This is a genomic window from Mesorhizobium sp. M0991, assembly GCF_040318915.1.
Lineage (GTDB): Bacteria > Pseudomonadota > Alphaproteobacteria > Rhizobiales > Rhizobiaceae > Mesorhizobium.
Genome location: NZ_JAMYNE010000001.1, coordinates 478,674 through 504,264 on the forward strand (window position 1 = coordinate 478,674; position 25,591 = coordinate 504,264).

The window sequence follows — 25,591 nt, forward strand, 5'->3', positions numbered from 1 at the left end:
GCAGTGCCCCAGCACATCGGCGCTTGCGCGAGGTCGCATCGCGGCCGAAAGATTTTTCCAGCGCCTGTCGAAATCGGGCAGGGCCGCGCGACATACGTCCGGCTCGCAACGATGCGGCCTTAGAAACGGGAGAAGACCATGCGATATATGCTTTTGATCTACGGAAACGAAGCGGGGATGGCAGCCGCGCCGGCAGACGCGGTGACACAGATGTCGAGCGCCTATGTCGCCTATACCGAAGCGTTGAAGAAATCTGGCGCCTGGCTCGCCGGCGACCGGCTGAAGCCGACGCAATCCGCTACCTCGGTGCGGATGGCCAATGGCAAGACCAACGTGCTCGACGGCCCCTATGCCGACACCAAGGAGCAGCTTGCCGGCTTCTATATGATCGAAGCGGAGGACGTCGACGCGGCCATTGCCTGGGCGGCGCGCTGCCCGGGCGCCAGCACCGGCACCGTAGAGGTGCGGCCGATCTGGGAACTCACCATGTGATGCCGGAACTGCCCGATACCGCGCGGGCGGCGGCGGAAGCGGCCGCCCGGCAAAGCTACGGCAAGCTGGTCGCCTATCTCGCCGCACGCACGCGCGACGTGGCCGCTGCCGAGGACGCATTGGCTGATGCCTTTGCAGCGGCGCTCGAGCGTTGGCCAAAGGCGGGGGTGCCCGACAAGCCGGAAGCCTGGCTGCTGGCGGTGGCGCGCAGGCGCCGCGTCGATGCGGTCAGACGGCGGCTGACAAGCGAGGCGGGCCGCGACCACCTCAGGCTGATCGCCGAGGAGATGGAGGCACGCATGGCCGAGGAAGACCTGCCGGACGAGCGGCTCAGGCTGATGTTTGCCTGCGCCCATCCGGCGATCGAGGCCGGCGTCCGCGCGCCACTGATCCTGCAGACGGTCCTGGGCTTCGACGCAGCGACGATCGCCTCGGCTTTTCTTATATCGCCAGCCACGATGAGCCAGCGCCTGGTGCGCGCCAAGACGCGAATTCGCGAGACAGGCATTCCGTTCCGCGTGCCGGAGCGGGCCGAGCTCGGTGAGCGGCTGGGCACCGTTCTGGAAGCAATCTACGCGGCGTTTGCCGAAGGCTGGTCCGACCCGGCCGGCACCGAAACGCGGCGCCGCAATCTCGCGACCGAAGCCATCTGGCTAGGCCGTCTGATGGCCACGCTGATGCCGGACGAGCCGGAGGCGCTCGGCCTGCTGGCGCTGATGCTGTTCGCCGAGGCGCGGCGTGCAGCCCGGCGCAATGCGGCGGGTGATTACGTACCGCTGGCCGAGCAGGATCTTGCACTATGGGACGACGCAATGATCGATGAAGCGGAGACGCTGCTCAGGCGCGCCGCAGCCGAAGGCGTTGTCGGCCGCTACCAGCTCGAGGCCGCGGTGCAGTCCGCCCATACGACACGGCGGCTGACCGGTTCTACCGACTGGGTCGCGATCAAGGAGCTCTATGACGCGCTGTCGGTAATCGCCGGCTCGCCGGTGGTGTCGATCAATCGCGCGGTGGCCATTGCCGAGGCCGAAGGTGCTTCGGCAGGATTGAGCGCGCTTGATCAATTCAGCGGCGACAAACGGCTGTACGACTATCAACCTTACTGGGCCGCCCGCGCGGGCCTGCTGGCCAGACTCGGCAACATTCGGGAGGCGAGCGAGGCCTATGACCGGGCTATCGGCCTCGAACGCGATCCGGCCGTGCGCCGGTTCCTGCAGGAACGACGGGCAGGGCTCGGCCGCGCGGAAAGACACTGAGACAAGGCGGAGTGCTTAGGCCGGCCACATGTCGTGGGCAGCATTCAGCCTCTTCATCACCCGATGTTCCCGCAAATTGGCCCACAGGCGTTCGATGTTCGGCCAAGCGGTTGGAACCTTCGCGACCTCCGGATGCCAGGCCACCAACATGACGAGATAGACGTCGGCCAGCGAGAGCCGGTCGCCGGCCAGCCAGTCACGGCCTTCGAGGGCGGCATCGAGAATGGCGAAGCTGCGATCCATTTCCGAGACCGCCGCCTGTTTGACAGCGTCCACGCCGCGGGGATCGGTCGTGTAGCGATGCGCGTAGAAGAACCGCAGGTCAGCCGAATAGATGACGGAGGACATGAAAAACATCCAGCGCAGGAAGTCGGCACGGTCCGGCGAACTTGCTGCGGGCGCCAGTCCTGCTTCCGGGTGGCGCTCGGCCAGCAGGATGCAGATCGCCGCCGATTCGGTCATCGAGCGTCCGTCCGGCATGATCAGGACCGGCACCTGGTTCAAGGGGCTGATGTCTAAAAAGGCCTGATCGAGTCGGCCCTTCGGAACGTCGATCTGGTCGAAAGGCACACCCACCAAAGCGAGCGCCGCCTCGACGACAAAGCCGCCGGTATTGGCACGCGTATAGAGCTTGTACATGAAGTCCTCCGCCAGCCGGTGCAAGGCCGGCGACGATCTGAACCGAAGCGCCGCTTTACTCAAGCGAGCGGGAGCCGCCACAGGTGTTTTTTCAGCGGGCCAGTGCTGTTATCTGGGTCCTCGGCGCACGGGTTGGAGCCTGTTGCCCTAGGTGAACTAGTCTAGCGCAAACCTTCGAGATTGGCTGAAGCCCACCTACCTTCGTCATGTATGGGGCGGAGCAGGAGCGAAGCGACGTCGCCGAGACCCTGGTCCATGCCGTAACTTCTGAGCGTCGCGACGGTGCAGAGCCTTTAGATGTCGGAGGACAGCGTGCATGCTGCCGATGTTGCAACGGCTTTCACATCTGCACCGCGGTATTCGTTGGCCACGCTCACGGAATGGATCCCAGGGTCTGCGCTCCGCTTCGCGTTCGCTCCGCCCTGGGATGACGAGGTGTCCAGACTCTACGCGCCCAATCCCTCGAACAGGATCGTCGAGAGATAGCGCTCGGCGAAGGAGGGGATGACGACGACGAGGTTCTTGCCCTTGTTCTCGGGCCGCGAGCCGACGACGATTGCCGCTTGCAGGGCGGCACCCGACGAGATGCCGACCGGCACACCTTCGAGCCGAGCGACGAGCCGTGCATTGGCAACCGAATCCTCGTTCGAGACCTTGACGATCTCGTCATAGATCGTCGTGTCGAGGATTTTTGGCGCGAAGCCGGCGCCAATGCCCTGGATCTTGTGCGGGCCTGGCTGGCCGCCCGACAGCACCGGCGAGGCTTCCGGTTCGACGGCGACGACATGCACCGAGGGCTTGCGCTTCTTCAGCACCTGGCCGACGCCGGTGATGGTGCCGCCGGTTCCGATGCCGGCAACGAAGATATCGACTTCGCCATGGGTGTCGTTCCAGATTTCCTCGGCCGTAGTGCGGCGATGGATTTCCGGATTGGCCGGATTCTCGAATTGCTGCGGAATGACGGCGTCGGGCAGCGTTGCCGCCAGCTCGTCCGCCTTGGCGATGGCGCCCTTCATGCCTTTCGGCCCTTCGGTCAGCACCAGTTCGGCACCGAGCAGCGCCAGCATCTTGCGGCGTTCGACGGACATGGTTTCCGGCATGGTCAGGATCAGCTTGTAGCCCTTGGCGGCGGCGGCAAAGGCGAGCGCGATGCCGGTATTGCCCGAGGTCGGCTCGATCAGCGTGGTCTTGCCGGGCGTAATCCTGCCCGAAGCCTCCAATGCCTCGATCATCGACACGCCGATGCGGTCCTTGACCGAGGCGATCGGGTTGAAGAATTCGAGTTTGGCCAGCAGATTGGCGACGACACCCTTCTCCCTGGCGAATTTATCAAGCCGCACCAGCGGCGTGTCGCCGATCGTCTCGGTGATCGAATTGTAGATGCGGCCGCGGCCGGGCACGTGTGTGGGGGTGGCGGGCTTGTTCATTGATTTTCCTCCCAGAGGTCAAGCGGCATAGGATAGAGCCATCCACCGCGCAAGATAGGCTGTCGATCGAAAAATATCCGAGTGAAGTTCGTGCTGAATACCCCCGCCCTTGCAAGGCGTGACAATCCCTGGGCGGATTGGCGAAAGAGGTCTATTGGCGGGCGGCAATTGCCGCCGCCGCACCGACCATGAATCCGGCGGCGGTGCGGTTGAGTGCCCTCAGCGCCCGCGGCGACTTCAGGAACCAGCGCGCCTTGGCCGCCAGCGCCAGATAGGGCACCAGCACCACGAGCAGGACGACGATGGTGAGCGCGACAAGGATCCCGTAGTCGACCAGCGTGATCGCCTTCAGATCGACGATGGTCGGGGTGATGGCGAGATAGAAGATCATCGTCTTCGGATTGCCGAGCGTGACGGCAAGGCCGGCTACAAAGCTGGATGCCAAGCCGCCCTTGCCTTTCTTTGCCTCCACCGTTTCGGGCGTGATGCCGCTCGTCCAGAAACGCCAGCCAAGAAAAGCGAGGTAAGCGACGCCCAGCCATTTGATGGCCAGGAAGACCATGCCGAAAGTTTGTGCGACGAAAGCGAGGCCGAGCACCACGGCAGTCAAATAGGTCAGGTCGCCGAGCATCAGCCCGAACGACATGGCCAGCGACGAGCGGAAGCCGGAGCCCAGTGCACGCGCAACGAGCGCGGTGACGCCTGGGCCGGGGATGGCTGCGGCGATGCCGAGGGCGGCGCTGTAGGCGAGGAACCCGGTGAGCGTCATGATTCGCGCTTGTCGCACAATGTTGAAGTTGGGTGAATTCCCTCGGGCCGGATTCGATTGCGCCAGCGCAGCAGGCGACACCGCCGTTCAGGAGCGGCCGTCTTCGTAGGTAACGCGCCAGATGGTGCCGTTACCGTCCTCTGTGACGATCAGCGAGCCGTCCTTGGCCATCGCGACACCGACCGGGCGGCCCCAGACGGCGTCGTTCGAGATGACGAAGCCGGTCATGAAGTCCTCATACTCGCCGGTCGGCTTGCCATCCCTGAATTTGAGCCTCACCACCTTGTAGCCGGTCCTGGCGCCACGGTTCCACGAACCATGCATGGTGACGAAGGCGTCACCCTGATAATCCGCCGGGAAGTTCTTGCCGTCGTAGAAGGCTATGTTCATCGGCGCCGAATGCGCCTGCATCAATACATCGGGGACAGTGGCCTTGCCGGCCAGGTCTGCCCGCTCGCCCTGATGGCGCGGATCCTCGTTATTGCCGATGTAGTACCAAGGCCAACCATAGAATCCGCCGTCCTTGACCGCAGTTGCAAATTCGAACGGCACGTTGTCGCCGAGTTCGTCCCGCTCGTTGACGACGCACCACAATGCGCCGGTGGCGGGCTGCACCGTCATGCCCGTGCAGTTGCGCAGGCCGGTGGCGACAGTTCGGGGATTTTTCCCATCCGGGTCAAAGGCGAGCACATCTGCACGGCCTTCCTCGGAGCCCCACGTTGCGCCGAGCGGCTTTGATTTCGCCCACGCGTCGACGCCGCCATCGGGTTGCTTGTCCATGTCCTCGGCGACATTCGAGTCCGAGCCAACCGATAAAAAAAGCGTCTTGCCGTCAGGCGAGAAGGCGATGTCACGGGTCGAGTGACCGCCCGACGGGATTTTGGCGACAATGGTTTCTGGTTTAGCGGACGCCTTTAGGTCACCGTCGCGATAGGGGAAGCGGACGATGCTGTCGCTGCTTGCGACATAGACCCATTGCGGCTTGTCCCCTGGCGGATAGAAGGCGATGCCATATGGATAGTTGAGGCCCTTGGCGAAAATCGCTTTCTCGATGGGTTTGGCGCGGCCCTCGGCCAGACGGTAGACACGTATTTGGTCGGCATGGCCGTTGGCGATGAACAGGTCGCCGTTCGGAGCGACGCGAACGACGCGCGGATTATAGAGTCCGGAGGCGATTATTTCGGCCGAAAAGCCCGGCGGCAATTCTGGCTTGGCGCTTTCGGGCCGCTCCGTCACGCCGGCGCCGTTCGAAGCGGATTGGGCGGGATCGGCTGGCGGCATGTCTTGCGGCCCGATCAGGCGGCGGACGCCAGGCCTGTCGGCGTGCCAATCGCCAAAAGCGGCTTCGCCTTTGAGCACCTTCTGATCCGACTGCCGGGCGGATGCCGGTGTCGCGACAAGGAGAGCCGCGGCAATGGCCGCAAAGCCGCCAGATCGGGTCATCAACGTCCTCCGGGATTCGCCTCGAAGAGGACAAACGGGATCAGGCATTGGTCGTTCCAAGCGGTCGTCCGGAACACGAGGATTTGAAGCCGAACCCCTTCAGTTGCCAGAGGCGTAGAAATCGTCATCAAGGCGCTTTTCCAGCGCGACCAGATCGGCCGGCAGCGGCAGGCCCATGGCCCGCATCTCTTGCAGCTTCTCACGCAACTGCTCTTGCACCTCGTGCTGATCCTCAGGCTGATTGACCATTTCCTCGAGCAGCAGGCTAATCTGGGCCTTGAACGATTCCAGCGCCATTCTTTTTCTCCTTGCGGCAGGCCGCGGCGGCTCCTAGCGCAGCATGCGCGAAATCAGCTGCGCGGTATAGTCGACCATCGGTACTATGCGGGCATAGTTCAGCCGCGTCGGCCCGATGACGCCGAGCGCACCGACGACGCGCGCGTCCTTGTCGCGATAGGGTGCCACCACCAGCGAGGAGCCAGACAGCGAAAACAGCTTGTTTTCCGAACCGATGAAGATGCGCACCCCCGGACCTTCCTCGGCGAGGTCGAGGAGCTGGATCAGCCCATCCTGCGTCTCCAGATCCTCGAACAGATGCCGCAGCAATTCTATGTCGGCCTGGGCAGTGACGTTTTCCAGGAGATTGGCGCGGCCGCGCACGATAAGCCGCCCAGGCACGCCGCTTTCGGCGCCTGCCCAGACCGCCAGGCCCTTCTCGACCAGATCCTGCGACAGCGTGTCGAGGGCTGCCCTGGTCTCTTCCTTGATGCGTGCGATCTCGACCCGCGCCTCGGCCAGGGTGCGGCCGCGGATATGGGCGTTGAGGAAGTTGGAGGCTTCGTGCAATTGCGAGACGGTGATGCCGGCGGGCAGATCGATGACGCGATTTTCGACGTCGCCGTTCTGCGAGACGAGCACGGCCAGCGCCTTGGTCGGCTCGAGCTGGATGAATTCGATGTGCTTCAGCGCCACCTCGTTCTTGGCGGCGAGCACGAGGCCGGCGCCGCGCGACATGCCGGACAGCATCTGGCTGGCCTCGGTCAGCATATGCTCCAGCGTCGCGCCCGAGCCGGAGGCGCGCACCTGCGCCTCGATGGTGCGGCGCTCCTCGTCGGAGAGGTCACCGAGTTCCATGAAAGCATCGACGAAGAAACGCAGGCCTGCCTGGGTCGGCAGCCGGCCAGCCGAAATGTGCGGCGCATAGATCAGGCCGAGATGCTCAAGGTCGCTCATCACGTTGCGGATGGTGGCCGGCGACAGCGACGACGGCAGGATGCGCGACAGGCTGCGCGAACCGACCGGCTCGCCATCCTTCAAATAGGAATCGACGATGCGCCGAAAGATGTCGCGCGAACGCATGTCGAGCGATTGAAGCGCGGGCGATTGCAGCGCGTGCGACGGAAGCACGTGCGATTGCGAACCGGGATCGACTGCCTTGGTCATTCGAGCCAAAAACCTCCGGCCCGAAGATATAGACTTCCGCGGCGGCGGCGCAACCGGTCCATTTTCCTTTGCGCCTAGCGCCCCGTGCGGCTACAAGCCCGGCCAAGATTCCGAAGAAAGAAAGAAGCCTGAATGCGCCCTTCCAAACGCCAATTCGACGAAATGCGCCCCATCTCCTTCGAGCGCGGCGTCTCCAAGCATGCGGAAGGCTCGTGCCTGGTGAAGTTTGGCGACACGCATGTGCTGTGTACGGCCAGCCTGGAGGAAAAGGTGCCGGGCTGGATGCGCAATTCCGGCAAGGGCTGGGTGACGGCGGAATATGGCATGCTGCCGCGCTCGACCGGCGAGCGCATGCGCCGCGAGGCTTCGGCCGGCAAACAAGGCGGCCGCACGCTGGAAATCCAGCGGCTGATCGGCCGCTCCCTGCGCGCCGTGGTCGATCTGCAGGCGCTCGGCGAGCAGCAGATCACCGTCGACTGCGACGTGATCCAGGCCGACGGCGGCACGCGCACCGCTTCGATCACCGGCGGCTGGGTGGCGCTTTACGATTGCCTGCGCTGGATGGAAGTCCGCCAGATGGCGAGCCTTGGCAAGGTGCTGAAGGATCACGTTGCGGCGATCTCCTGCGGCATCCATGATGGCCAGCCGGTCATCGATCTCGACTACATCGAGGATTCCTCGGCCGGCACCGACGCCAATTTCGTCATGACCGGCAAGGGCGGTATCGTCGAGATCCAGGGCACGGCCGAGGGCGAGCCGTTCTCGGAAGAGCAGTTCGCGGCGCTGATGGTATTGGCCAAGAAGGGCATTCAGCGCCTGGTCAGCCTGCAGCAGATGGCCGTGGACTGATCTTCAGTTTATGACGATGAGGTTGACGATCCTGTGACCCCTTCCGCAATCCTGGAATCAGCACTCTACGTGACGGATCTTGCTGCCGCGGAACGGTTCTATTCGGGCGTGCTCGGGCTCGATCCGCTCGGCAAAGTCGACGGCAGGCATCTCTTCTTCCGCTGCGGCGACGGCGTGCTGCTCATCTTCAATGCCGAGGCGACCAAGGTGCCGCCGGCGTCCGATGCCAAGCTCAAAGTGCCGCCGCATGGCGCCGTCGGCGAGGGGCATCTTTGCTTCGCCGCAAGCGCGGATGAAATCCCGCGCTGGAAAGCCCATCTTGAGGCGAAGAAAATCGCCATCGAAAGCGAGTTCGAATGGCCGCAGGGCGGCCGCTCGATCTATATTCGCGACCCCTCGGGCAATTCGATCGAATTCGCCGAGCCAAGAATCTGGGGCATCTGATGCATTCGCCAACTGTTCACTCGCTTGACGGGCATAAGATCGTCGTCGCCAGCCATAACGCCGGCAAATTGCGGGAATTCGCCGATCTGATGGCGCCGTTCGGCATAGAAGCGAAGTCCGCCAAGGAATACGGCTTGCCGGAACCGGACGAGACCGGCAGCACTTTCGAGGAGAACGCCCTCATAAAAGCCTTGGCCGCCGCCAAGGCCACTGGATTGCCGGCGCTGTCGGACGATTCCGGCCTATGTGTCGATGCGCTTGACGGCGCACCCGGCGTCTACACCGCCAACTGGGCCGAGACGCCGGACGGCTCCCGCGACTTCGGCATGGCCATGCAGCGCACGGAAGTGGCTTTGCAGGAAGTTGGCGCGATCACGCCTGCCCAGCGCAAGGGCCGCTTTGTCGCGGTGATCTGCCTGGCCTTTCCCGACGGCCAGGCGGAATATTTTCGCGGCGAGGTCGAGGGCATGCTGGTATGGCCGCCGCGCGGCGAGCTCGGCTTCGGCTACGATCCGGTGTTCTTGCCCAACGGATTCGAAAAGACCTTCGGCGAGATGAGCGCGGAGGAAAAGCATGGCTGGAAGCCCGGCCAGCCAACCGCATTGTCACACCGTGCCCGCGCCTTTCAGAAATTCGCCCAAGCCCGATTGGCCGCCGCATGACCATGCTGCTCGACCGCAGCCCTGGTTTCGGCGTCTACGTCCACTGGCCGTTCTGCGCGGCCAAATGCCCCTATTGCGACTTCAACAGCCATGTCCGCCACCAGCCGGTCGACCAGGAGCGTTTTGCCCGCGCCTTCGAGACCGAGCTGGCGACCATGCGCGGCCGCACGGGACCGCGCGAGGTGACAAGCATCTTTCTTGGCGGCGGCACGCCGTCGCTGATGAAGCCGCAGACCGTGGCGGCGGTGCTGGATGCAGTGGCGAAGAACTGGACGGTGCCTGGTGGCATCGAGGTGACGCTGGAGGCCAATCCTTCCTCCGTCGAGGCCGAGCGCTTTCGCGGCTATCGCGCGGCGGGCGTCAACCGGGTGTCGCTTGGCGTGCAGGCGCTGAACGACAAGGATCTGCGCTTTCTCGGCCGTTTGCACAATGTCGATGAGGCCCTGCATGCGATCGGCCTGGCGCGCGAGATTTTCCCACGGTTGTCCTTCGACCTGATCTACGCGCGGCCGGACCAGACGCCTGAAGCGTGGCAGACGGAACTCGAGCAGGCGATCGGCCACGCCGCAGACCATCTGTCTCTCTATCAGCTGACCATCGAGGAAGGCACGCCGTTCCATGCACTGCATGCGGCAAGGAAATTCATCATTCCAGACAATGAGGTTGCCGCCGATCTCTACGCGTTGACGCAAGAGATCACCGCCGCACGCGGACTGCCGGCCTACGAAATTTCTAACCACGCCAGGCCCGGCGCCGAAAGCCGGCACAATCTCACCTATTGGCGCTATGGCGAATATGTCGGCGTCGGTCCCGGTGCGCATGGCCGCTTCGTCGAGAGCGGGCGGCGCGTGGTGACGATCGCCGAGAAAATGCCGGAGACCTGGGCCAATCTGGTCGAGGCCAAGGGCCATGGCGTTACCGGCGGCGAGATCCTCACGCGGTCGGAAGAGGCCGACGAGTTCCTGCTGATGGGGCTGAGGCTGGCGGAAGGCATCGACCTTTCCCGCTACGAGGCATTTTCAGGGCGCGGCCTGTCGACGGCACGGCTGTCGGTGCTGCAGGACGAAGGCCTGGTGGCGCCGATCGGCAATGCCCGCCTGCGCGCCACGCCGGCCGGCATGATCGTGCTCGATGCGGTCGTGGCGGATCTGGCCAGATAGCACGTTGAAGAACGTTCTCTTCGTCTGCAGCCAGAATCGCTTGCGCAGCCCGACGGCGGAGCAGCTGTTTTCCAAGCGGCGGGACATCGAGGTCGCATCAGCGGGCACCAATCACGATGCCGACACTCCGTTGACGCATGAACTCGTTGCCTGGGCCGACATCATCTTCGTGATGGAAAAACCGCACCGCGCCAAACTGCAGCAGAAATTCAAGACAAGCCTGAAAAAGGCTCGAGTAATCTGCCTCGATATTCCCGACGACTATGAATTCATGGACCCGGCTCTGGTGGGCCTGCTGGAGGCGCGCGTCTCGAAGTATCTGGGTTGAATGATACATCGCGGAGCATGCGCAACCGCGCTTTCGAGAGCTGTCTCGACCAATCGCGAAGGTCTGCGGTGGTCAAGCCTCGTGCTTGTGGCGGTGTTTGGCGCGATCTTTTTCGCTGGTCTCTCCGGAGCGCGCCGGCTTGATCTCGCTTTTGTCGCGCGAGGCACGGTGCTGGTCGGCTGTGGGATGTGATGCTGCGCCATCGCGGGCGCTTTTTGTTTCGAGGCGGGTGATGAAAATGTCGAAGCGATTGGGCATCGTCCGGTCAGTGCTCCATCGTGCGGTCGGTTTCGTTTGCGGGCTTACTCTCTGCCGATCGCTGGCGTGCAAGCGGCTTCTTGGCTCTGCCATCTGCGGCTTCGGCAGGCAGGCCTTTGTCGCATGGCGCAGCGAAGCGTTTGCGGCCGGCATAATAGGGTTCGAAAACGTCCTGTATCGTCAGGCTGTCCATCCTGCTCCTCCCGAGATCAGGTGTAAAATTCGCCGGCAACGGTTTCGTTCCCTACTATGGCGAAGGCATGGCGGCTGGTTCACGTCGGCATCCCTTCTGGAACCCGGGCCGTTGCAACCCAGGCTTTTGCAACCAAGCGTGAGCCGTGCCAAACAGGGTCGAACGGAGTTGTGCAGGTGACCGGCGAATCGGCCAAACGCAGTTATGTGGTCGGGCAGACCGAGATTGCCGCCCGGCCGCTCGAGCCGGCGCTCTATCTGGTGGCGACGCCTATCGGCAATCTCGCCGACATCACGCTGCGCGCGCTGGAAACGCTCGCCGCCGCCGATATCGTCGCCTGCGAGGACACACGTGTCAGCCGCGTGCTGCTCGACCGCTACGGCATCCGCCGCCGCACCACCGCCTACCACGAACACAATGCCGGCGAGGCCGGGCCGAAGCTGATCGCGGCACTCGAGGCCGGGCAGAGCGTCGCGCTGATCTCGGATGCCGGCACGCCGCTCATCTCCGACCCCGGATACCGGCTGGTCGGTGAGGCGCTGGAACGCGGCATTCGTGTCGTGCCGATCCCCGGACCGTCGGCGCCACTTGCCGCTCTGACGGCATCCGGCCTGCCCTCGGACGCCTTTCTGTTTGCCGGCTTCCTGCCGGTGAAGACCGGGCAGCGGCTGACGCGGCTGGAAGCTTTGAAGGCGGTGCCGGCAACGTTGATCTTCTTCGAATCGCCGCGCCGGCTGGCCGAGACGCTCAATGCCATGGTCGAGGCACTGGGCGGTGACCGCAAGGCGGCGATCGGCCGCGAGCTGACCAAGACTTTCGAGGAGATGCGGACCGGCACCCTCCAGTCGCTCGCCAGCCATTACGCCGCAGCCGATACGCCGAAAGGCGAAATCGTCATCTGCGTCGGCCCGGCGGATGTGGTCGCTGATGAGCCTGAAGACATCGACCGGCTTCTGCTTTCGCTCGCCGCCGAGATGCCGGCCTCCAAGGCAGCGGCGGAAGCCGCCAAGATGACGGGTGGCCAGAAACAGGCGCTCTACCGGCGGCTGCTTGACCTCAGGGCCGGCGGAGACGGCGATGGCTGAACGGCCGAGCGCCAGCCGGCAAAAGGCCTACCGGCGCGGCCATCACGGCGAATGGCTGGCGGCGGCGGCGCTGATGCTGAAGGGTTACCGGATTTTGGCTCGCCGACACCGTACCAGGTTCGGCGAGATCGACCTGATCGCGCGGCGCGGCGATCTGGTGCTGATCGTCGAGGTCAAGGCGCGCCGCACCCTGATGGAGGCAATGGAAGCAGTCGGCCGCGAATCGGAGCGCCGCATCGAAGGCGCCGCCGATTTCTGGCTGTCGCGCCAATCCGACTACGGAAAATTATCGGTGCGCTTCGACATGGTGGCGGTACTGCCGTGGCGCTGGCCGGTGCATGTCGAGAACGTTTTCTACGGGCGGAGCTAGGCTATTCCCGAAGTGGGGTCGGTTTTGCTGCGATCTCCGGTTCAGATTATGTTGCCTGTCGTCTCGTCGATGGGAACAAGGAAGTCGCGCCATTTGCTGACCTTCGATGCGCCGCGCAAAAGCGGACGTCCGGTAGGAGGCATTCGGGGTTTTTCGTCGGCAGCCTCGATCATGTGCCGGCGCTCACCTGCGTTCGCTCAATCGTTCGGTTTGTCTATCTGACTGGAACAAAAGCGTTCCTGCGTTGTTCTCCAATCGTCCTGATGTTCGACGGGCTGGTTCAAATGCCAGCCAGGGCAGTCCTCGTCGCAGCTACGCGAGGACTAGGGATGGCGAGGCAAATGGATCCTGACGATCTCAACCCGGAACGGATCGTCACCGTGTTCGGCGGAACCGGCTTTCTCGGGCGCAGGATCGTGAAGCGGCTCCTGGAAAGGGGTTTCACGGTCCGTGCCGCATCTCGCCATCCGGCTCGCGTGGCCCTGGTCTTTTCCTCGAGTACAAGGATGCCCGAAGCAGTCGAGGCGGATATATTGGATGCGTCCTCGATCGGGTCGGCCATTACCGGATCACAGGTGATCGTGAATGCTGTCAGTCTTTACGTCGAGCAGGGCGTCCAGACCTTTGAACGCGTCCATGTGAAAGCCGCGGCCGATCTCGCTGCCGCGTCGCGCAACGGCGAGATCGATCAGTTCGTCCAGATTTCAGGGATCGGCTCCGATCCTCAATCGGATTCGAATTATATAAGGGCACGTGGACGCGGAGAAGTTGCCGTGGAAAGCGCATTTCCCGGCGCTTTCATTGTGCGTCCCGCCGTCATGACAGGACCTGACGACGCTTTCCTCACGACCATTGTGAGGATGATACGCCTCCTGCCGGTTTATCCGCTGTTCGGCGATGGTGGCACACGGCTTCAGCCGGTCTATGTGGCAGACGTCGCGGAAGCAGTGAGCCGGCTGATCGACGGGCGGAGCCACATGGGTTCATCCATATTCGAATTCGGTGGCCCGCGTATCTATACCTATAAGGAACTGCTTCGGGAGATCGCCCGACAGCTCGATACGCACGTCAAGCTGATGCCGGTGCCGTTTGCGGTATGGAACGCCTTGGCTGGCGTCGCGGAACTCCTCCCGGCTGCCCCCATAACGCGCAACCAGATCGATCTTATGCGTCAGGATAATGTGGCAGCAAATGACGCGCCGGGCCTGAAGGAACTCGACATCGAGCCGCGGGATATCGACGAGGTGATCCGCGTGATCGAACAGCGCCGTGGCGTAGGCTCGCGCTCGTCTCCGCCTTAGGACGGCCCCCTGATCCCGGCGGGAACCTATCGCCGCGCGACAGGTTGGTCGAGCTTGAAGCCAATGAAAGAAGGAAAAGAACTATGGCCAGATGCGATCAATGCGGGAATGACTACGACAAGGCTTTCAAAGTGACGATGGCCGACGAGACCTACACGTTCGACAGCTTCGAATGCGCGGTCCAGAAACTTGCTCCGACGTGTCCGCATTGCGGATGCCGGATCATCGGACATGGCGTCGAACAGGATGACATCATCTACTGCTGCGCACATTGCGCCGCGGAGGAAGGTGCGAGCGCGCTGACCGATCGCGCGCCTTGATGCACCTCCTTTGGCGTCTCCAGGGCGACCATTCCGAATGACTGCGCCGGCTCACCCCAGATGGCCAGTGCTGTCAGCCCGAAGACGACCAGCCGAGGTCAAGGCGCACCGCACGCTGATGGAGGCAATGGATGCAGTCGGCCGCGAATCGGAGCGCCGCATCGAAGGCGCCGCCGATTTCTGGCTGTCGCGCCAATCCGATTGCGGAAAATTATCGGTGCGCTTCGACAAAGGCAGCGTGCGTCGTCTTGATCGCGCCAGAGCTGTCATGTTCTTGCACGTTCAACAACCCGCGCTCGACGGATCGGTTAGACGTCGTTCCGTGGCAAGTCGGCTCCACCTTGGACAAGTCGCTCCACAACGGCGGCCGCCTCCTCTGGAATGGCTGGTATGGTGCCCGACTTCCGCGTCGATCCGAAATCGAGGCCGGCGAAAAAGAGGCCTTTAACAGCGCTGACGCCATCCTCGTGGACGGGCTGGCCGGCTGCATCGAGCGCGCCGGGAAGCCGAACCCATGAGAAATCGCCGGTGAAGCCCGTGCACCAGACCACCGATCTGATGCCGCTCGCCGTCCAGTCGAGGGAGCGGATCGGCGGATCGGGCAGGCGCGGTTCGATCGTCTCATCCTGATCGTCCTCGGCCAGTGGCGCATCGAGGCCGGCGCGCTCTATGTACTCGTCAACCAGGCGCTTGGCATCCGCCGAAACCTCGTCGGCAAATCGCATATGGTCGTCGAGCTCGTCGCCGAAGACGAGGTTGCCATTCTCCACACCCCTGAAGCGGCCTAGCAGCACCACGCCCTGCGCGCTCAGCGATTGCAGGCTGATCGTGTGGGTCGCGCCGACCAGCGCGCGGGCCTGCAGCTTGCCGGAGGGAAGGACGAGTTCCTTGCGCGGGACGTCGAGAAACCCGGATAGCGTCAGCCATTTAAGTATGTTGCCCCCGCGGTATCGCCGCACCCAACGGCCGTTGCGGCTGGTCGCCAAAAAGACCACACGTCCGGCCAGCGCCAGATCCTCGGCGATCTGGCCGCCCGACTGGCCGCTGCCGACCACCAGCACCGCGCCACTCTCGAACTCGGCCGGGTTGCGATAAGCCGAGGAATCGACTTGGCGAATTGCGGTTGGCAAGTCAGTCGATCCTGGTGGCCGAACCTGCCGATTTTGGTCGCCAGTGGCGATCACCACATTGCGCGCCAGAAACGCCCCGTCCGTCGTGGTGATACGAAAGATCCCATCGTCTCTCGTCAGCTCATGTACTGGATTTTGGGTGCTTACCGGCAGACGGTGCCGCTCGGCATAGCCTTCGAGATACGCGACAAACTCGTGGTGGGTTATCGCGCCCCACGGCTCGGGCCCCTCGTAGGAATCACCGGGTAAGATGGAGCGAATGGTCGGCGAATTCAGTCGAAACGAGTTCCATCGCTGCGTTCGCCACGTTTCGCCGATCCGGCCTCGATCGAGCACACGGTGGTTGCGGCCCCGCCGTTTCAAGAAATAGCTGACGCCGAGCCCCGCCGGCCCGGCGCCAATAACGAGGGCGTCAAGAACTTCGCTCATGCATTCCCCCTGCCAACCATACGTCCACAAGATCGTATGGCTCGGCGTGGGGCAAGAATAGAGTTCCGGCTGGGATTGCGCTATCCGCGCCGGCTCACCCCCAGATGGCCAGCCCCGTCAGGCCGACGATGCCGACGACCAGCCGCCACCAGCCGAACAGCGCATAGCCGTGGCGCGAGACGTAGTCGAGCAGGAAGCGCACGACGATTAGCGCGGTGACGAAGGCGGCGACGAAGCCGACGGCGATTATGGGCAGGTCGGCGCTGCTCAGTACATTGCGGTTCTTGAACAGGTCGAAGGCGAAAGCGCCGACCATCGTCGGGATGGCAAGGAAGAAGGAGAATTCCGCCGCCGCCCGTTTGTCGACGCCGAGCAGCAGCGCGCCGACGATCGTCGAGCCCGAGCGCGACGTGCCGGGGATCAGCGACAAGCACTGAAACAGCCCGATCTGCAGATAAAGCCTGGTCGGAAACCGCTCGACATCGTGGTAATACGGCTTCGGCTTCATGCGATCGACCAGCAACAGGATGACACCGCCGATGATCAGCATGATGCAGATCAGCCGCGGCGATTCGAACAGCACCGTCTTGATGAAATCATGCGCCAGCGCGCCTATGATTGCCGCCGGCAGGAATGCGATGAGGATGCCAAGGACGAAATGCCGCGTCAGCCGGTCGTAGGGCAGCTCGAGCAGCATCTTCCAGAGACGGCGGAAGTAGACGCTGAGGATCGCCAATATGGCGCCGAGCTGGATCAGGATTTCGAAGGCCTTTCCGGTCGAATGAAAGCCGAGGAAATGGCCGGCGAGCAGGATATGACCGGTCGAAGACACCGGAATAAACTCGGTCAGGCCCTCGAGCATGCCGAGCAGCAGCGCTTCGACGACGGTCTGGCTTTCCATGGCTACCTCGGCGTTGGAGTGAGGTCTTGAGAAACGGCTTGCTTGTCACGGCGCGGAACTCCCCCTATAGGTCCCAGCACCCTGACAGCCCCTGAATCGGGCGGCCAAGACTTACCGGCGCAGCCGGCGATTTGCCAGTGCGCTTTATTATCGCGGGACCATGCTGACGCTTTTCCACCATCCGATGTTCGCCAGCTGCCGCTTCGTCCGCCTCGCCTTTGGCGAGTATGGCGAGGAACTGGCGCTGATCGAAGAGAAGCCGTGGACGCGGCGCAAGGAGTTCCTGGCACTGAACCCGGCCGGCACGCTGCCGATCCTGCTCGCCGAAGGCGACGTGCCGATCGTCGGCGCGATGGTCATTGCCGAATATCTCGACGAGACGCGCGGCGTACTCAAGCGCGACAAGCGGCTGTTCGCCGAGGATCCGATGGAGCGCGCCGAAATCCGCCGGCTGACCGACTGGTACCTCAACAAGGCGGAAAGCGAGGTTACCCGGCATCTGGTGCGCGAGCGCGTTCTGAAGCCGGTCATGCCGGAAACGGCAGGCGGCGGCTCGCCCGATTCGGCGGCGATCCGCGCCGCCCGCGCCAATATCCGCCAGCACATGAAATACACCAACTGGCTGGCCGGAACCCGTCATTGGCTGGCCGGCAACAAGGTCACCTATGCCGATCTCGCGGCGGCAGCAGCACTGTCGGTGCTCGACTATCTCGGCGAGATCGACTGGCGCGAACACAGCGCCGCGCGCGAATGGTATACAAGGGTGAAATCACGGCCTTCGTTCCGGCCGCTTCTGTCCGACCGGGTGCGTGGCCTGTCGCCGGTGTCACACTATGCGGACCTCGATTTCTGATACGGCAAAGCTGCGCGCGCTGATCGACCGCGAGGCGCGGAACGCCGGCTTTGACGCCGTTGCCGTCACAACGCCCGATGCGATTCCGCAGGCGCCGAAACGGCTGGCCGAATTCGTTGCCGACGGCTTTCACGGCTCGATGGGCTGGATTGCCGAAACACTCGAGCGGCGAGGCAAACCGACGACGCTTTGGCCGGAGGTCCGCTCGATCATCGTGCTGGCGATGAATTACGGCCCCGACCACGATCCACGCGAGGTGCTGGCGAAGCGCGACCGCGGCGCGATCTCGGCCTATGCGCAGAACCGCGACTACCATGACGTGATGAAAGGCCGACTGAAGGAGATCGCCGGCAAGATCGTGGCGCGCGCCGGCGGTGACGTGAAAGTGTTTGTCGACACCGCGCCGGTGATGGAAAAGCCGCTGGCCGAGGCGGCCGGCCTCGGCTGGCAAGGCAAGCACACCAACCTGGTCAGCCGCGCGCATGGCTCCTGGCTGTTCCTCGGCACCATCTTCACGACGGCCGAACTGGTGCCGGACGCGGCGGAGGACGATCATTGCGGCTCCTGCCGGGCCTGCCTCGACGCCTGCCCGACCGATGCCTTTCCGGCGCCCTATCGGCTCGATGCGCGGCGCTGCATTTCCTACCTCACCATCGAGAACAAAGGGCCGATCCCACATGAGTTCCGGGAAAAGATCGGCAATCGCATCTATGGCTGCGACGACTGCCTGGCCGCCTGTCCGTGGAACAAGTTCGCCCAAGCTGCTTCGGAGGCAAAGCTTGCCGCCCGCGCGGACTTGCGCGAACCGTCGCTCGCCGAGTTGCTGCGCCTCGACGACGCTGCCTTCCGCGCGCTTTTTTCGGGCTCGCCGATCAAGCGCATCGGTCGCGATCGTTTCATCCGCAACGTGCTGATCGCCGCCGGCAATTCTCAGGATTTGTCGCTTGCCGGCGCCGTCCGCGCGCTGCTCGACGACGCCTCGCCCCTGGTTCGCGGAGCCGCGGTATGGGCGCTATCGCGGCTGGTGCCGGGTCGGGAGTTTGCCGAACGTGCCGCAACCGCTTTGCAAGCAGAAGATGACGAGGCTGTGAGAGGCGAATGGCTTCTGGCCCTGCCAAAGCCGATCGAGGCGCATACATGACCAAAAAGCAGGTTTTCATCTTCGGCGCCGGTTATTCGGGCAAGGCCTTCGCCCGCGCCAACAGGGATGCCGACACAACGATCTTCGGTACAACACGGTCGCCGGAAAAATTCGCGGCGCTGCGGCAAGCCGGTATCGTGCCGCTGCGTTTCGATGGCACGCTGACCTCCGAAATCGGCGATGCGCTTGGGAAGACAACCCATCTCGTCGTTTCGGTCGCGCCGGACGAGGCCGGCGACCCGGTGCTGGGCGCGGCTCGCGAGGTGATCGCAGCCAACATGCCGGAGCTCGAATGGATCGCCTATCTCTCCACCGTCGGCGTCTATGGCGACCATGGCGGCAATTGGGTGGACGAGGCCGCCGAATGCCGGCCAGTATCGAAGCGATCAGTGATGAGGGTTGCCGCCGAGCAGGATTGGCTGAAACTGGGCCACGACGTCGGCCGGCCGGTGGCGATCCTGCGGCTTTCCGGCATTTATGGGCCAGGCCGCAACGCCCTGGTCAATCTGGAAAACGGCACCGCCCGGCGGTTGGTCAAGCCGGGCCAGGTGTTCAACCGCATCCATTGCGACGATATTGCCGGCACGCTCTGGCATCTCGCCGAAGGCAATCGCGGCGGCATCTTCAACGTCACCGACGACCTGCCGGCGCCGCCGCAGAACGTCGTCGCCTATGCCGCCAGGTTGATGGGCATCGAGCCGCCACCCGAAATTCCGTTCGAGACCGCCCAACTTTCGCCCATGGCGCGGTCCTTCTATGGCGAAAATAAGCGTGTCGCCAATGCAGCGATCAAGGCGGCCGGCTATGGCTTTCGCTTCCCCGACTACCGCTCGGCTCTCGACGCCATGTGGGCGAGCGGCGACTGGCGCGACGGCGAGGCGCGCAGCCCGATGAAACGGTCGTGATCGATATGTTGCGCGGGGCGTAGTATGATGCGGTTCAAATCGCGGAGGGGTCCAGCTTGGGGAAGACGTTAAAGCGAGCGTTGCCCGGCAAAACGCTGCTGCTTTCGGCAGCACTGGCCGTCGCCGGCTTGACGGCGCTTGCAGCGCAGACGACGAGCGCCGAGGAACGAGCAAAAGACCTGTTCGGCGCCAAAAAGCTGCCGGCACTCGCAGCAGCGCAATCGATCGGCTTTTATTCCAAAGGCTGTTTTTCCGGCGGCGTCGCCCTGCCCCTGGACGGCCGGCATTGGGAGGTGATGCGGCCGTCGCGCAATCGCCGCTGGGGCCATCCGGCAATGATCGCGCTGATCGAGAAACTGTCGCGCGATGCCGCGGCCGACGGCTGGCCGGGCCTGCTGATCGGCGACATCTCGCAACCGCGCGGCGGTCCGATGCTGACCGGCCATGCCTCGCACCAGATCGGCCTCGACGCCGACATCTGGCTGACGCCGATGCCCGACCGCAAGCTTTCTACCGAAGAGCGCGAAAACATCAGCGCTACCTTGATGGTCGATGAAAAGACCCATCTGGTGAAGGACGGGCTGTGGACGCCGATGCATACGCGGCTGTTGAAGCGCGCTGCGAGCTATCCTGAAGTAGAGCGCATCCTGGTCAATCCAGGGATCAAGAAGAAGCTCTGCGACACGGTCAAAGGCGACCGCAGCTGGTTGCGCAAGGTCAGGCCGTTCTGGGGCCACGACTACCACTTCCACATTCGCATCGGCTGCCAGGCTGGATCACCCGACTGCAAGGCGCAGGAAGCGACGGTGCCGGGCGATGGCTGCGACCAGGCGCTGGCGTGGTGGTTCACCGAGGAGCCGTGGCGCCCCAACAAGAACCCGGACAAGCCGAAGGCACGCGACGTGATGACGATGGCGAACCTGCCCAGGCAATGCCAGTTCGTGCTCGACGCGCCGGCTCCGGCCTCGGCGGAAGCAGTCACCTACCATGGCGACGGCGTGCCGATCGCGGCCGTACCTGCTCCCGCGACAGAGCCTTCGCCGCCGCCGACGGTCGCAGCCGGCGCGGCAGCGCTTCCGGCCTCGGCGAACGCCTTTGTGGCGACTCCCGAGATCCGCATTCCACTGCCGCGTCCACGACCGGGGCACTGATGGGGGCGGCGTGCTCGCTGTCTGCATCCGTGCATCTCCACTTCGAAAACCGATTTCCCTTTTTGCGGTCATGCGCTAGTCAACGAGAGAACGGCGATACGCGTCGGGAACGGACGAGAGCATGCCAGGCGTAAGCGACGACGACACTCTGTTGCGATTTCCGATCCTGATCGGCGACATAGGCGGCACCAATGCGCGCTTCTCGATCGTGCTTGACGCGAATTCCGAAGCCGGCGAGCCGACGATCGTCCAGACCGCCAACTTCAATACGATAGACGAGGCGATCCAGTCGGCCGTGCTCGACCGCTCGTCGGTCCGGCCGAATTCGGCTGTGCTGGCGGTAGCCGGTCCTGTCGAAAGCGACGAGATCCCGCTTACCAATTGCCCATGGATCGTCAAGCCGAGACAGATGTTCGCCAGTCTCGGTCTCAGCGACGTCGTCGTGCTCAACGACTTCGAGGCACAGGCGCTGGCTGTCGTCGCGCTCGGCGAAGAGCATATGGAAAAGATCGGCGGTGACGCGCCGGAACCGAATTCCGGGCGGGTGGTGCTCGGCCCGGGAACGGGGCTCGGCGTCGCCGGGCTGGTCTATGCGCTGCATCACTGGATCCCGGTGCCCGGCGAGGGGGGCCATATGGATATTGGGCCGCGCTCGCCGCGCGATTTCCAGGTGTTTCCGCATATCGAGAAGCTCGAGGGCCGCATCTCCGGCGAACAGATCCTGTCCGGGCGCGGCCTGGTCAATGCCTACCGGGCGGTGGCCAAGGCGGACGGCAAGCCGTCGCCCTTTACCACGCCTGCCGAGGTAACCGCCGCGGCGCTGGCAAAGAACGATCCGGTGGCCGAAGAGGCGCTGTCGATCTTCGTCACTTGCCTGGGGCGCACCGCCGGCGACCTAGCTCTGGTGTTCATGAGCCGCGGCGGCGTGTTTCTCACCGGCGGCATCGCGCAAAAAATCCTGCCGGCACTGCGCACCGGCAATTTTCGCGCCGCCTTCGAGGACAAGGCGCCGCACAGCGCCCTGATGCGCAGCATGCCGGTCTATGTCATCACCCATCCGCTGGCGGCGCTTTTAGGACTGGCCGCCTATGCCAGAAATCCGTCGCTGTTCGGCGTGCAGACGGCGGGGCGGCGCTGGCGGGTCTAGGACACAAGCTGCGCCGCGACGAAGTTTCGCCGTCCCCAGCCATAGGCAAGCCGCCATTGGGGCGGTAAGAGGTTGCCGAATTGCAGCCCGGCCGAACCGAAACCACAAAGCGCTCCAACTTGACACTTCCAGCACCAACCAAAGGGAAAGTCCGTCCCAGCGAGATCGTGGCGGTGATCCGCCGCATCATCGCCGAGAACAGCCGCGATTATCGCTGGTACTATGCTCTTGCCGTGCTGTGCCTGGTGACGATCGCGGTGACGACCGCCTTCACAGCCTGGATCATGAAGGATGTCATCGATCAGATCTTCTACCAACAGCGCGGCGATCTTATCGCGCTGATCAGCGTGTCGATCCTGGCCGCCTTCATGCTTCGCGGGCTGGCCAGCTACGGCCAGGCAGTGACGCTGGCCAAAATCGGCAACAATCTGGTGGCGCGCTATCAACGCCGCATCTTCGACCATCTGATGAAGCTCGGCGTCAGCTTCTTCAACGACACCCGTTCGGGCCGGCTCGCCGCGCAGATCAACGAGAACGTCAACGGCATCCGCGATCTCCTGTCGATGACGCTGACATCGCTGGCGCGCGATGCCGTGTCGCTTGTCGCGCTGGTCGGCGTCATGATCTGGCAGGACCCGATGCTCTCGGCGATGTCGCTGCTGATCGGCCCGCCCTTGATCTACAGTGTCACCTATCTGATGCGCCGGGTGCGTCGCATCACCCGTGAATCGGTGCAGATCAACTCGCGGCTGATCGGCGCCATGCAGGAAGCAACCCAGGGCATCGCCATCGTCAAGGCCTTCACCCTGGAAGACGAGCTGTCGCGCCGCATCGGCGGCCTCGTCGCGGGCGCCGAGCAGCGGGCAAACAAGATCGCCCGCGTCTCGGAACGGCTGACGCCGATCTCCGAGATGCTGGCCGGCTTCGCCGTCGCCGGCGTCATCGCCTATTCCGGCTACCGGGCGACCGTCGGCGGCCAGCCGCCGGGCGCGGTGTTTGCCTTCATCACCGCCCTGCTGCTTGCCTATGACCCCGCCAGGCGGCTGGCGCGCATGCAGGTCGGCATGGAAAAGTCGCTGGTCAATGCGCGCATGATTTACGAGCTTCTCGACCTCGAGCCGCAGCAGGGTGACGTGCCGGCAGCCGCCGAGGCGAAATTCACCTCTGGCGAAGTGCGCTTCAACAATGTGTCCTTCCGCTACGTCGAGGAGGCGCCGGTCCTGCAGGATCTGAGCTTTGTCGCCGCCGCCGGCAAGGTGACCGCCATCGTCGGCGCCTCGGGCGCCGGCAAGACGACGCTGGTTGCGCTGCTGCAGCGCTTCTACGACGTCGAGTCGGGGAGCATCGAAATCGACGGCCAGGACATTTCAAAGGTCACCAAGCATTCGCTGCGCGGCTCGATTGCCTATGTATCGCAGCAGCCTTATCTGTTCGAAGGCACCATCCGCGACAACATCCGCTACGGGCGACTGAGCGCCACCGACGCCGAGATTGAACGCGCCGCGCAACAGGCCGCGGCAGACGATTTCATCCGCCAGCAGCCGCAAGGCTATGACACGCCCGTCGGCGAGAACGGCGTGACGCTGTCGGGCGGCCAGCGCCAGCGCGTATCGATTGCCCGCGCCATCGTGCGGCAGGCGCCGATCCTGCTGCTCGATGAAGCCACCTCGGCGCTCGACAACGAGGCCGAGGCCCGCGTCCAGCAGGCGCTGACCCATGTCATGGAAGGGCGCACCACCATCGTCATCGCGCACCGGTTGTCGACGGTGGTCAATGCCGACCATATCATCGTGCTGGAGCAGGGCCGGCTGGTCGAACAGGGCACGCATGCCTCGCTGATGGCCGACCCGCACAGCGTCTATGCGCGGTTCCACCGGGTGCAGGGCAGGAAAGGGCTGGGGCTTGTCGATGACGGCAAGCCAATCCAGACTGCGGCGCAACATGGTCACGCGAAAAAGGCGGCCGGGAGACATTCATGAGTGACACTTCGACCGTTAGTGAAATGGGCCTGGTGGTGGTGGGCGCGGCCGGCCGCATGGGCCAGGCGCTGATCCGCGCCATCCACACGATACCGGGCGCCCGCGTTGCCGGCGCGATCGAGCGGGCCGGTTCGCCCCATATCGGCAAGGATGCCGGCGAGCTGGCCGGCGTCGGCAGGCTCGAGGTGGCGATCGGCGACGATCCGCTGCCGGCCTTCGCCAAGGCCGACGGCGTGCTCGATTTCACCACGCCGGCAGCAACTGTCGAATTCGCCGGCTATGCCGCGCAGGCGCGCATCGTCCATGTCATCGGCACCACCGGCTGCTCGGCCGAAGACAATGCCAGGATCGCGGCGGCGGCGCGCCACGCGACGGTGGTCAAGTCAGGCAATATGAGCCTCGGCGTCAATCTGCTGGCGGTGCTGGTTGAGCAGGCGGCGCGCGCGCTCGATGCTGACGATTTCGACATCGAGATCCTGGAAATGCACCACCGGCACAAGGTCGATGCGCCGTCGGGCACGGCGCTGCTGCTCGGCGAGGCCGCCGCCGCTGGGCGCGGCGTAGCACTTGCCGGCAACGATGTTCGCGTGCGCGACGGCCATACCGGCGTGCGCAAGGCAGGCTCGATCGGTTTCGCCAGCTTGCGTGGCGGCTCGGTGGTCGGCGATCACAGTGTGGTGCTGGCCGGTACCGGCGAGCGCATCACGCTCGCCCATCATGCCGAGGACCGGGCGATCTTTGCCCGCGGCGCGGTCAAGGCAGCCCTGTGGGCGCGCGGCCGCAAGCCGGGCCTATATTCGATGCGGGACGTGCTCGGCCTGACAAGCTGATCCACAGATTTGGCTGATCCACAAAATTTGGCCGATCCACAAAATTTGAAGGAGCAAATATGTCGAGAACTCTCGTGCTCGTGCGCCATGGCCAGAGCGAATGGAACCTGAAGAACCTTTTTACCGGCTGGCGCGACGTCGACCTGACCGAACTGGGTCATGCCGAGGCCAAGGCGGCCGGCGCCAAGCTCAGGGCGCGTGGCATGAAATTCGACATCGCGTTCACGTCGTCGCTGATCCGGGCGCAGAAGACCTGCCAGCATATTCTCGATGCCCTCGGCCAGAGCGAGCTCGAAACCGTACGCGACCAGGCGCTGAACGAGCGCGACTATGGCGATCTGTCCGGCCTCAACAAGGATGATGCGCGCAAGAAATGGGGCGAGGAGCAGGTGCATGTCTGGCGCCGCTCCTATGACGTGCCGCCGCCCGGCGGGGAAAGCCTGAAGGACACCGGCGCGCGCGTCTGGCCCTATTACCTGCACGATCTGCAGCCGCATGTTCTGCGCGGCGGCACCGTGCTGGTGGCGGCACACGGCAATTCGCTGCGCGCGCTGATCATGGCGCTGGACGGCAAATCGGGCGAGGAGATCGTCAAGCTCGAACTCGGCACCGGCGTGCCGGTCATCTACACGCTCAACGCCGATTCCACGGTGGCGTCGAAGGAAGTGCTGGAGCATTGAGCCGGA

29 protein-coding genes and 1 pseudogene are annotated in these 25,591 nt (G+C 64.0%); 20 read left to right on the plus strand and 10 right to left on the minus strand.

The annotated features are described in order from the left end of the window. Window positions 1–138: 138 nt before the first annotated feature. Window positions 139–492, plus strand: a complete 354-nt coding sequence (locus tag NKH70_RS02360) for a YciI family protein (protein ID WP_023718846.1) — start codon at window positions 139–141, stop codon at window positions 490–492. Beyond that, entirely contained in the window at window positions 492–1,748 is a 1,257-nt protein-coding gene (locus tag NKH70_RS02365) for an RNA polymerase sigma factor (RefSeq protein ID WP_352912185.1), read from the plus strand. Before NKH70_RS02360 ends, NKH70_RS02365 begins: the two co-directional genes overlap by 1 nt. A 15-nt stretch (window positions 1,749–1,763) precedes the next feature. Here NKH70_RS02365 and NKH70_RS02370 read toward each other — a convergent pair whose 3' ends face one another. The 6 genes from NKH70_RS02370 to hrcA form a co-directional block, all read right to left on the minus strand. Continuing rightward, window positions 1,764–2,387: a glutathione S-transferase family protein gene (locus NKH70_RS02370; RefSeq protein ID WP_352912187.1), complete on the minus strand. Its 624-nt coding sequence runs from the start codon at window positions 2,385–2,387 to the stop codon at window positions 1,764–1,766. 446 nt (window positions 2,388–2,833) lie between these two features. Then, the gene (gene cysK / locus NKH70_RS02375) at window positions 2,834–3,814 is read right to left on the minus strand and encodes a cysteine synthase A (RefSeq protein ID WP_023718844.1); all 981 of its coding nucleotides are present in this window, start codon (window positions 3,812–3,814) and stop codon (window positions 2,834–2,836) included. Window positions 3,815–3,965: 151 nt separating this feature from the next. After that, entirely contained in the window at window positions 3,966–4,583 is a 618-nt protein-coding gene (locus tag NKH70_RS02380; RefSeq protein WP_352912189.1) for a LysE family translocator, read from the minus strand. An 87-nt stretch (window positions 4,584–4,670) separates the two neighbouring features. Continuing rightward, complete coding sequence (locus NKH70_RS02385; protein ID WP_352912190.1) at window positions 4,671–6,026, minus strand: PQQ-dependent sugar dehydrogenase; 1,356 nt, start codon at window positions 6,024–6,026, stop codon at window positions 4,671–4,673. A gap of 99 nt (window positions 6,027–6,125) precedes the next feature. After that, window positions 6,126–6,323: a hypothetical protein gene (locus NKH70_RS02390; RefSeq protein ID WP_254818005.1), complete on the minus strand. Its 198-nt coding sequence runs from the start codon at window positions 6,321–6,323 to the stop codon at window positions 6,126–6,128. 33 nt (window positions 6,324–6,356) lie between these two features. Then, the gene (gene hrcA / locus NKH70_RS02395; RefSeq protein ID WP_352469078.1) at window positions 6,357–7,469 is read right to left on the minus strand and encodes a heat-inducible transcriptional repressor HrcA; all 1,113 of its coding nucleotides are present in this window, start codon (window positions 7,467–7,469) and stop codon (window positions 6,357–6,359) included. Window positions 7,470–7,601: 132 nt separating this feature from the next. On the opposite strand from hrcA, the gene rph reads away from it, so the two are divergent. From rph to NKH70_RS02420, 5 genes are read left to right on the plus strand one after another with little or no spacing between them, the layout of a single operon-like run. After that, window positions 7,602–8,318 (plus strand): ribonuclease PH, encoded by a 717-nt coding sequence (rph, locus tag NKH70_RS02400; RefSeq protein ID WP_292658263.1) that lies wholly within the window; start codon window positions 7,602–7,604, stop codon window positions 8,316–8,318. Window positions 8,319–8,351: 33 nt separating this feature from the next. After that, on the plus strand, window positions 8,352–8,762 hold the full coding sequence (locus NKH70_RS02405) for a VOC family protein (protein ID WP_352469079.1): 411 nt from the start codon (window positions 8,352–8,354) through the stop codon (window positions 8,760–8,762). Continuing rightward, on the plus strand, window positions 8,762–9,424 hold the full coding sequence (rdgB, locus tag NKH70_RS02410) for an RdgB/HAM1 family non-canonical purine NTP pyrophosphatase (RefSeq protein WP_352912192.1): 663 nt from the start codon (window positions 8,762–8,764) through the stop codon (window positions 9,422–9,424). The genes NKH70_RS02405 and rdgB overlap by 1 nt, the downstream gene beginning before the upstream one ends. Next, window positions 9,421–10,584 (plus strand): radical SAM family heme chaperone HemW, encoded by a 1,164-nt coding sequence (hemW, locus tag NKH70_RS02415; protein ID WP_352912194.1) that lies wholly within the window; start codon window positions 9,421–9,423, stop codon window positions 10,582–10,584. Before rdgB ends, hemW begins: the two co-directional genes overlap by 4 nt. Window positions 10,585–10,588: 4 nt before the next feature. Continuing rightward, a complete protein-coding gene (locus NKH70_RS02420) occupies window positions 10,589–10,912 on the plus strand; it encodes a low molecular weight protein tyrosine phosphatase family protein (RefSeq protein WP_352912196.1) in 324 nt (107 codons plus the stop codon). A gap of 72 nt (window positions 10,913–10,984) precedes the next feature. Here the strand turns inward: NKH70_RS02420 and NKH70_RS02425 are convergent, their stop codons facing one another. Both NKH70_RS02425 and NKH70_RS02430 read right to left on the minus strand, forming a co-directional pair. Then, the gene (locus tag NKH70_RS02425; RefSeq protein ID WP_352469082.1) at window positions 10,985–11,170 is read right to left on the minus strand and encodes a hypothetical protein; all 186 of its coding nucleotides are present in this window, start codon (window positions 11,168–11,170) and stop codon (window positions 10,985–10,987) included. A gap of 7 nt (window positions 11,171–11,177) precedes the next feature. After that, window positions 11,178–11,363, minus strand: coding sequence for a hypothetical protein (locus tag NKH70_RS02430; protein WP_352912197.1), 186 nt, complete (start codon window positions 11,361–11,363; stop codon window positions 11,178–11,180). Window positions 11,364–11,539: 176 nt separating this feature from the next. Here NKH70_RS02430 and rsmI point away from each other — a divergent pair, with 176 nt between their 5' ends. From rsmI to NKH70_RS35765, 5 genes and pseudogenes are all read left to right on the plus strand, one after another. Further along, window positions 11,540–12,448: a 16S rRNA (cytidine(1402)-2'-O)-methyltransferase gene (gene rsmI, locus NKH70_RS02435; protein ID WP_352977014.1), complete on the plus strand. Its 909-nt coding sequence runs from the start codon at window positions 11,540–11,542 to the stop codon at window positions 12,446–12,448. Continuing rightward, complete coding sequence (locus NKH70_RS02440; protein WP_352469370.1) at window positions 12,441–12,818, plus strand: YraN family protein; 378 nt, start codon at window positions 12,441–12,443, stop codon at window positions 12,816–12,818. The genes rsmI and NKH70_RS02440 overlap by 8 nt, the downstream gene beginning before the upstream one ends. Next, window positions 12,770–14,119: a complex I NDUFA9 subunit family protein gene (locus NKH70_RS02445; protein ID WP_353024794.1), complete on the plus strand. Its 1,350-nt coding sequence runs from the start codon at window positions 12,770–12,772 to the stop codon at window positions 14,117–14,119. The genes NKH70_RS02440 and NKH70_RS02445 overlap by 49 nt, the downstream gene beginning before the upstream one ends. An 83-nt stretch (window positions 14,120–14,202) precedes the next feature. Next, a complete protein-coding gene (locus NKH70_RS02450) occupies window positions 14,203–14,439 on the plus strand; it encodes a metallothionein (RefSeq protein WP_352913167.1) in 237 nt (78 codons plus the stop codon). A gap of 94 nt (window positions 14,440–14,533) precedes the next feature. Beyond that, a pseudogene (locus NKH70_RS35765) lies at window positions 14,534–14,680 on the plus strand (PDDEXK family nuclease); the annotation flags it as partial. A gap of 67 nt (window positions 14,681–14,747) precedes the next feature. Here NKH70_RS35765 and NKH70_RS02455 read toward each other — a convergent pair. Both NKH70_RS02455 and NKH70_RS02460 read right to left on the minus strand, forming a co-directional pair. Beyond that, window positions 14,748–15,998: a flavin-containing monooxygenase gene (locus NKH70_RS02455; RefSeq protein ID WP_352977016.1), complete on the minus strand. Its 1,251-nt coding sequence runs from the start codon at window positions 15,996–15,998 to the stop codon at window positions 14,748–14,750. 94 nt (window positions 15,999–16,092) lie between these two features. Then, on the minus strand, window positions 16,093–16,899 hold the full coding sequence (locus tag NKH70_RS02460; protein ID WP_352716003.1) for an undecaprenyl-diphosphate phosphatase: 807 nt from the start codon (window positions 16,897–16,899) through the stop codon (window positions 16,093–16,095). A 160-nt stretch (window positions 16,900–17,059) separates the two neighbouring features. Here NKH70_RS02460 and NKH70_RS02465 point away from each other — a divergent pair, with 160 nt between their 5' ends. The 8 genes from NKH70_RS02465 to NKH70_RS02500 all read left to right on the plus strand — a co-directional run bounded on the left by NKH70_RS02465 (window position 17,060) and on the right by NKH70_RS02500 (window position 25,585). Then, window positions 17,060–17,752: a glutathione S-transferase family protein gene (locus tag NKH70_RS02465; RefSeq protein WP_352476844.1), complete on the plus strand. Its 693-nt coding sequence runs from the start codon at window positions 17,060–17,062 to the stop codon at window positions 17,750–17,752. Further along, complete coding sequence (queG, locus tag NKH70_RS02470) at window positions 17,733–18,893, plus strand: tRNA epoxyqueuosine(34) reductase QueG (protein WP_352977017.1); 1,161 nt, start codon at window positions 17,733–17,735, stop codon at window positions 18,891–18,893. Before NKH70_RS02465 ends, queG begins: the two co-directional genes overlap by 20 nt. Beyond that, window positions 18,890–19,798 carry an SDR family oxidoreductase gene (locus tag NKH70_RS02475; protein WP_352715997.1) on the plus strand — a complete coding sequence of 303 codons (909 nt, stop codon included), beginning with the start codon at window positions 18,890–18,892 and terminating at the stop codon, window positions 19,796–19,798. The genes queG and NKH70_RS02475 overlap by 4 nt, the downstream gene beginning before the upstream one ends. 56 nt (window positions 19,799–19,854) lie before the next feature. After that, complete coding sequence (mepA, locus tag NKH70_RS02480) at window positions 19,855–20,949, plus strand: penicillin-insensitive murein endopeptidase (RefSeq protein WP_352715994.1); 1,095 nt, start codon at window positions 19,855–19,857, stop codon at window positions 20,947–20,949. 121 nt (window positions 20,950–21,070) lie between these two features. Continuing rightward, window positions 21,071–22,096: a glucokinase gene (locus tag NKH70_RS02485; protein ID WP_352466604.1), complete on the plus strand. Its 1,026-nt coding sequence runs from the start codon at window positions 21,071–21,073 to the stop codon at window positions 22,094–22,096. Between the two features lie 119 nt (window positions 22,097–22,215). Beyond that, on the plus strand, window positions 22,216–24,075 hold the full coding sequence (locus NKH70_RS02490) for an ABC transporter ATP-binding protein (RefSeq protein WP_352913161.1): 1,860 nt from the start codon (window positions 22,216–22,218) through the stop codon (window positions 24,073–24,075). Next, on the plus strand, window positions 24,072–24,905 hold the full coding sequence (dapB, locus tag NKH70_RS02495) for a 4-hydroxy-tetrahydrodipicolinate reductase (RefSeq protein ID WP_352913159.1): 834 nt from the start codon (window positions 24,072–24,074) through the stop codon (window positions 24,903–24,905). Before NKH70_RS02490 ends, dapB begins: the two co-directional genes overlap by 4 nt. A gap of 59 nt (window positions 24,906–24,964) precedes the next feature. Then, on the plus strand, window positions 24,965–25,585 hold the full coding sequence (locus NKH70_RS02500) for a 2,3-bisphosphoglycerate-dependent phosphoglycerate mutase (protein ID WP_352913157.1): 621 nt from the start codon (window positions 24,965–24,967) through the stop codon (window positions 25,583–25,585). Window positions 25,586–25,591: the final 6 nt, after the last annotated feature.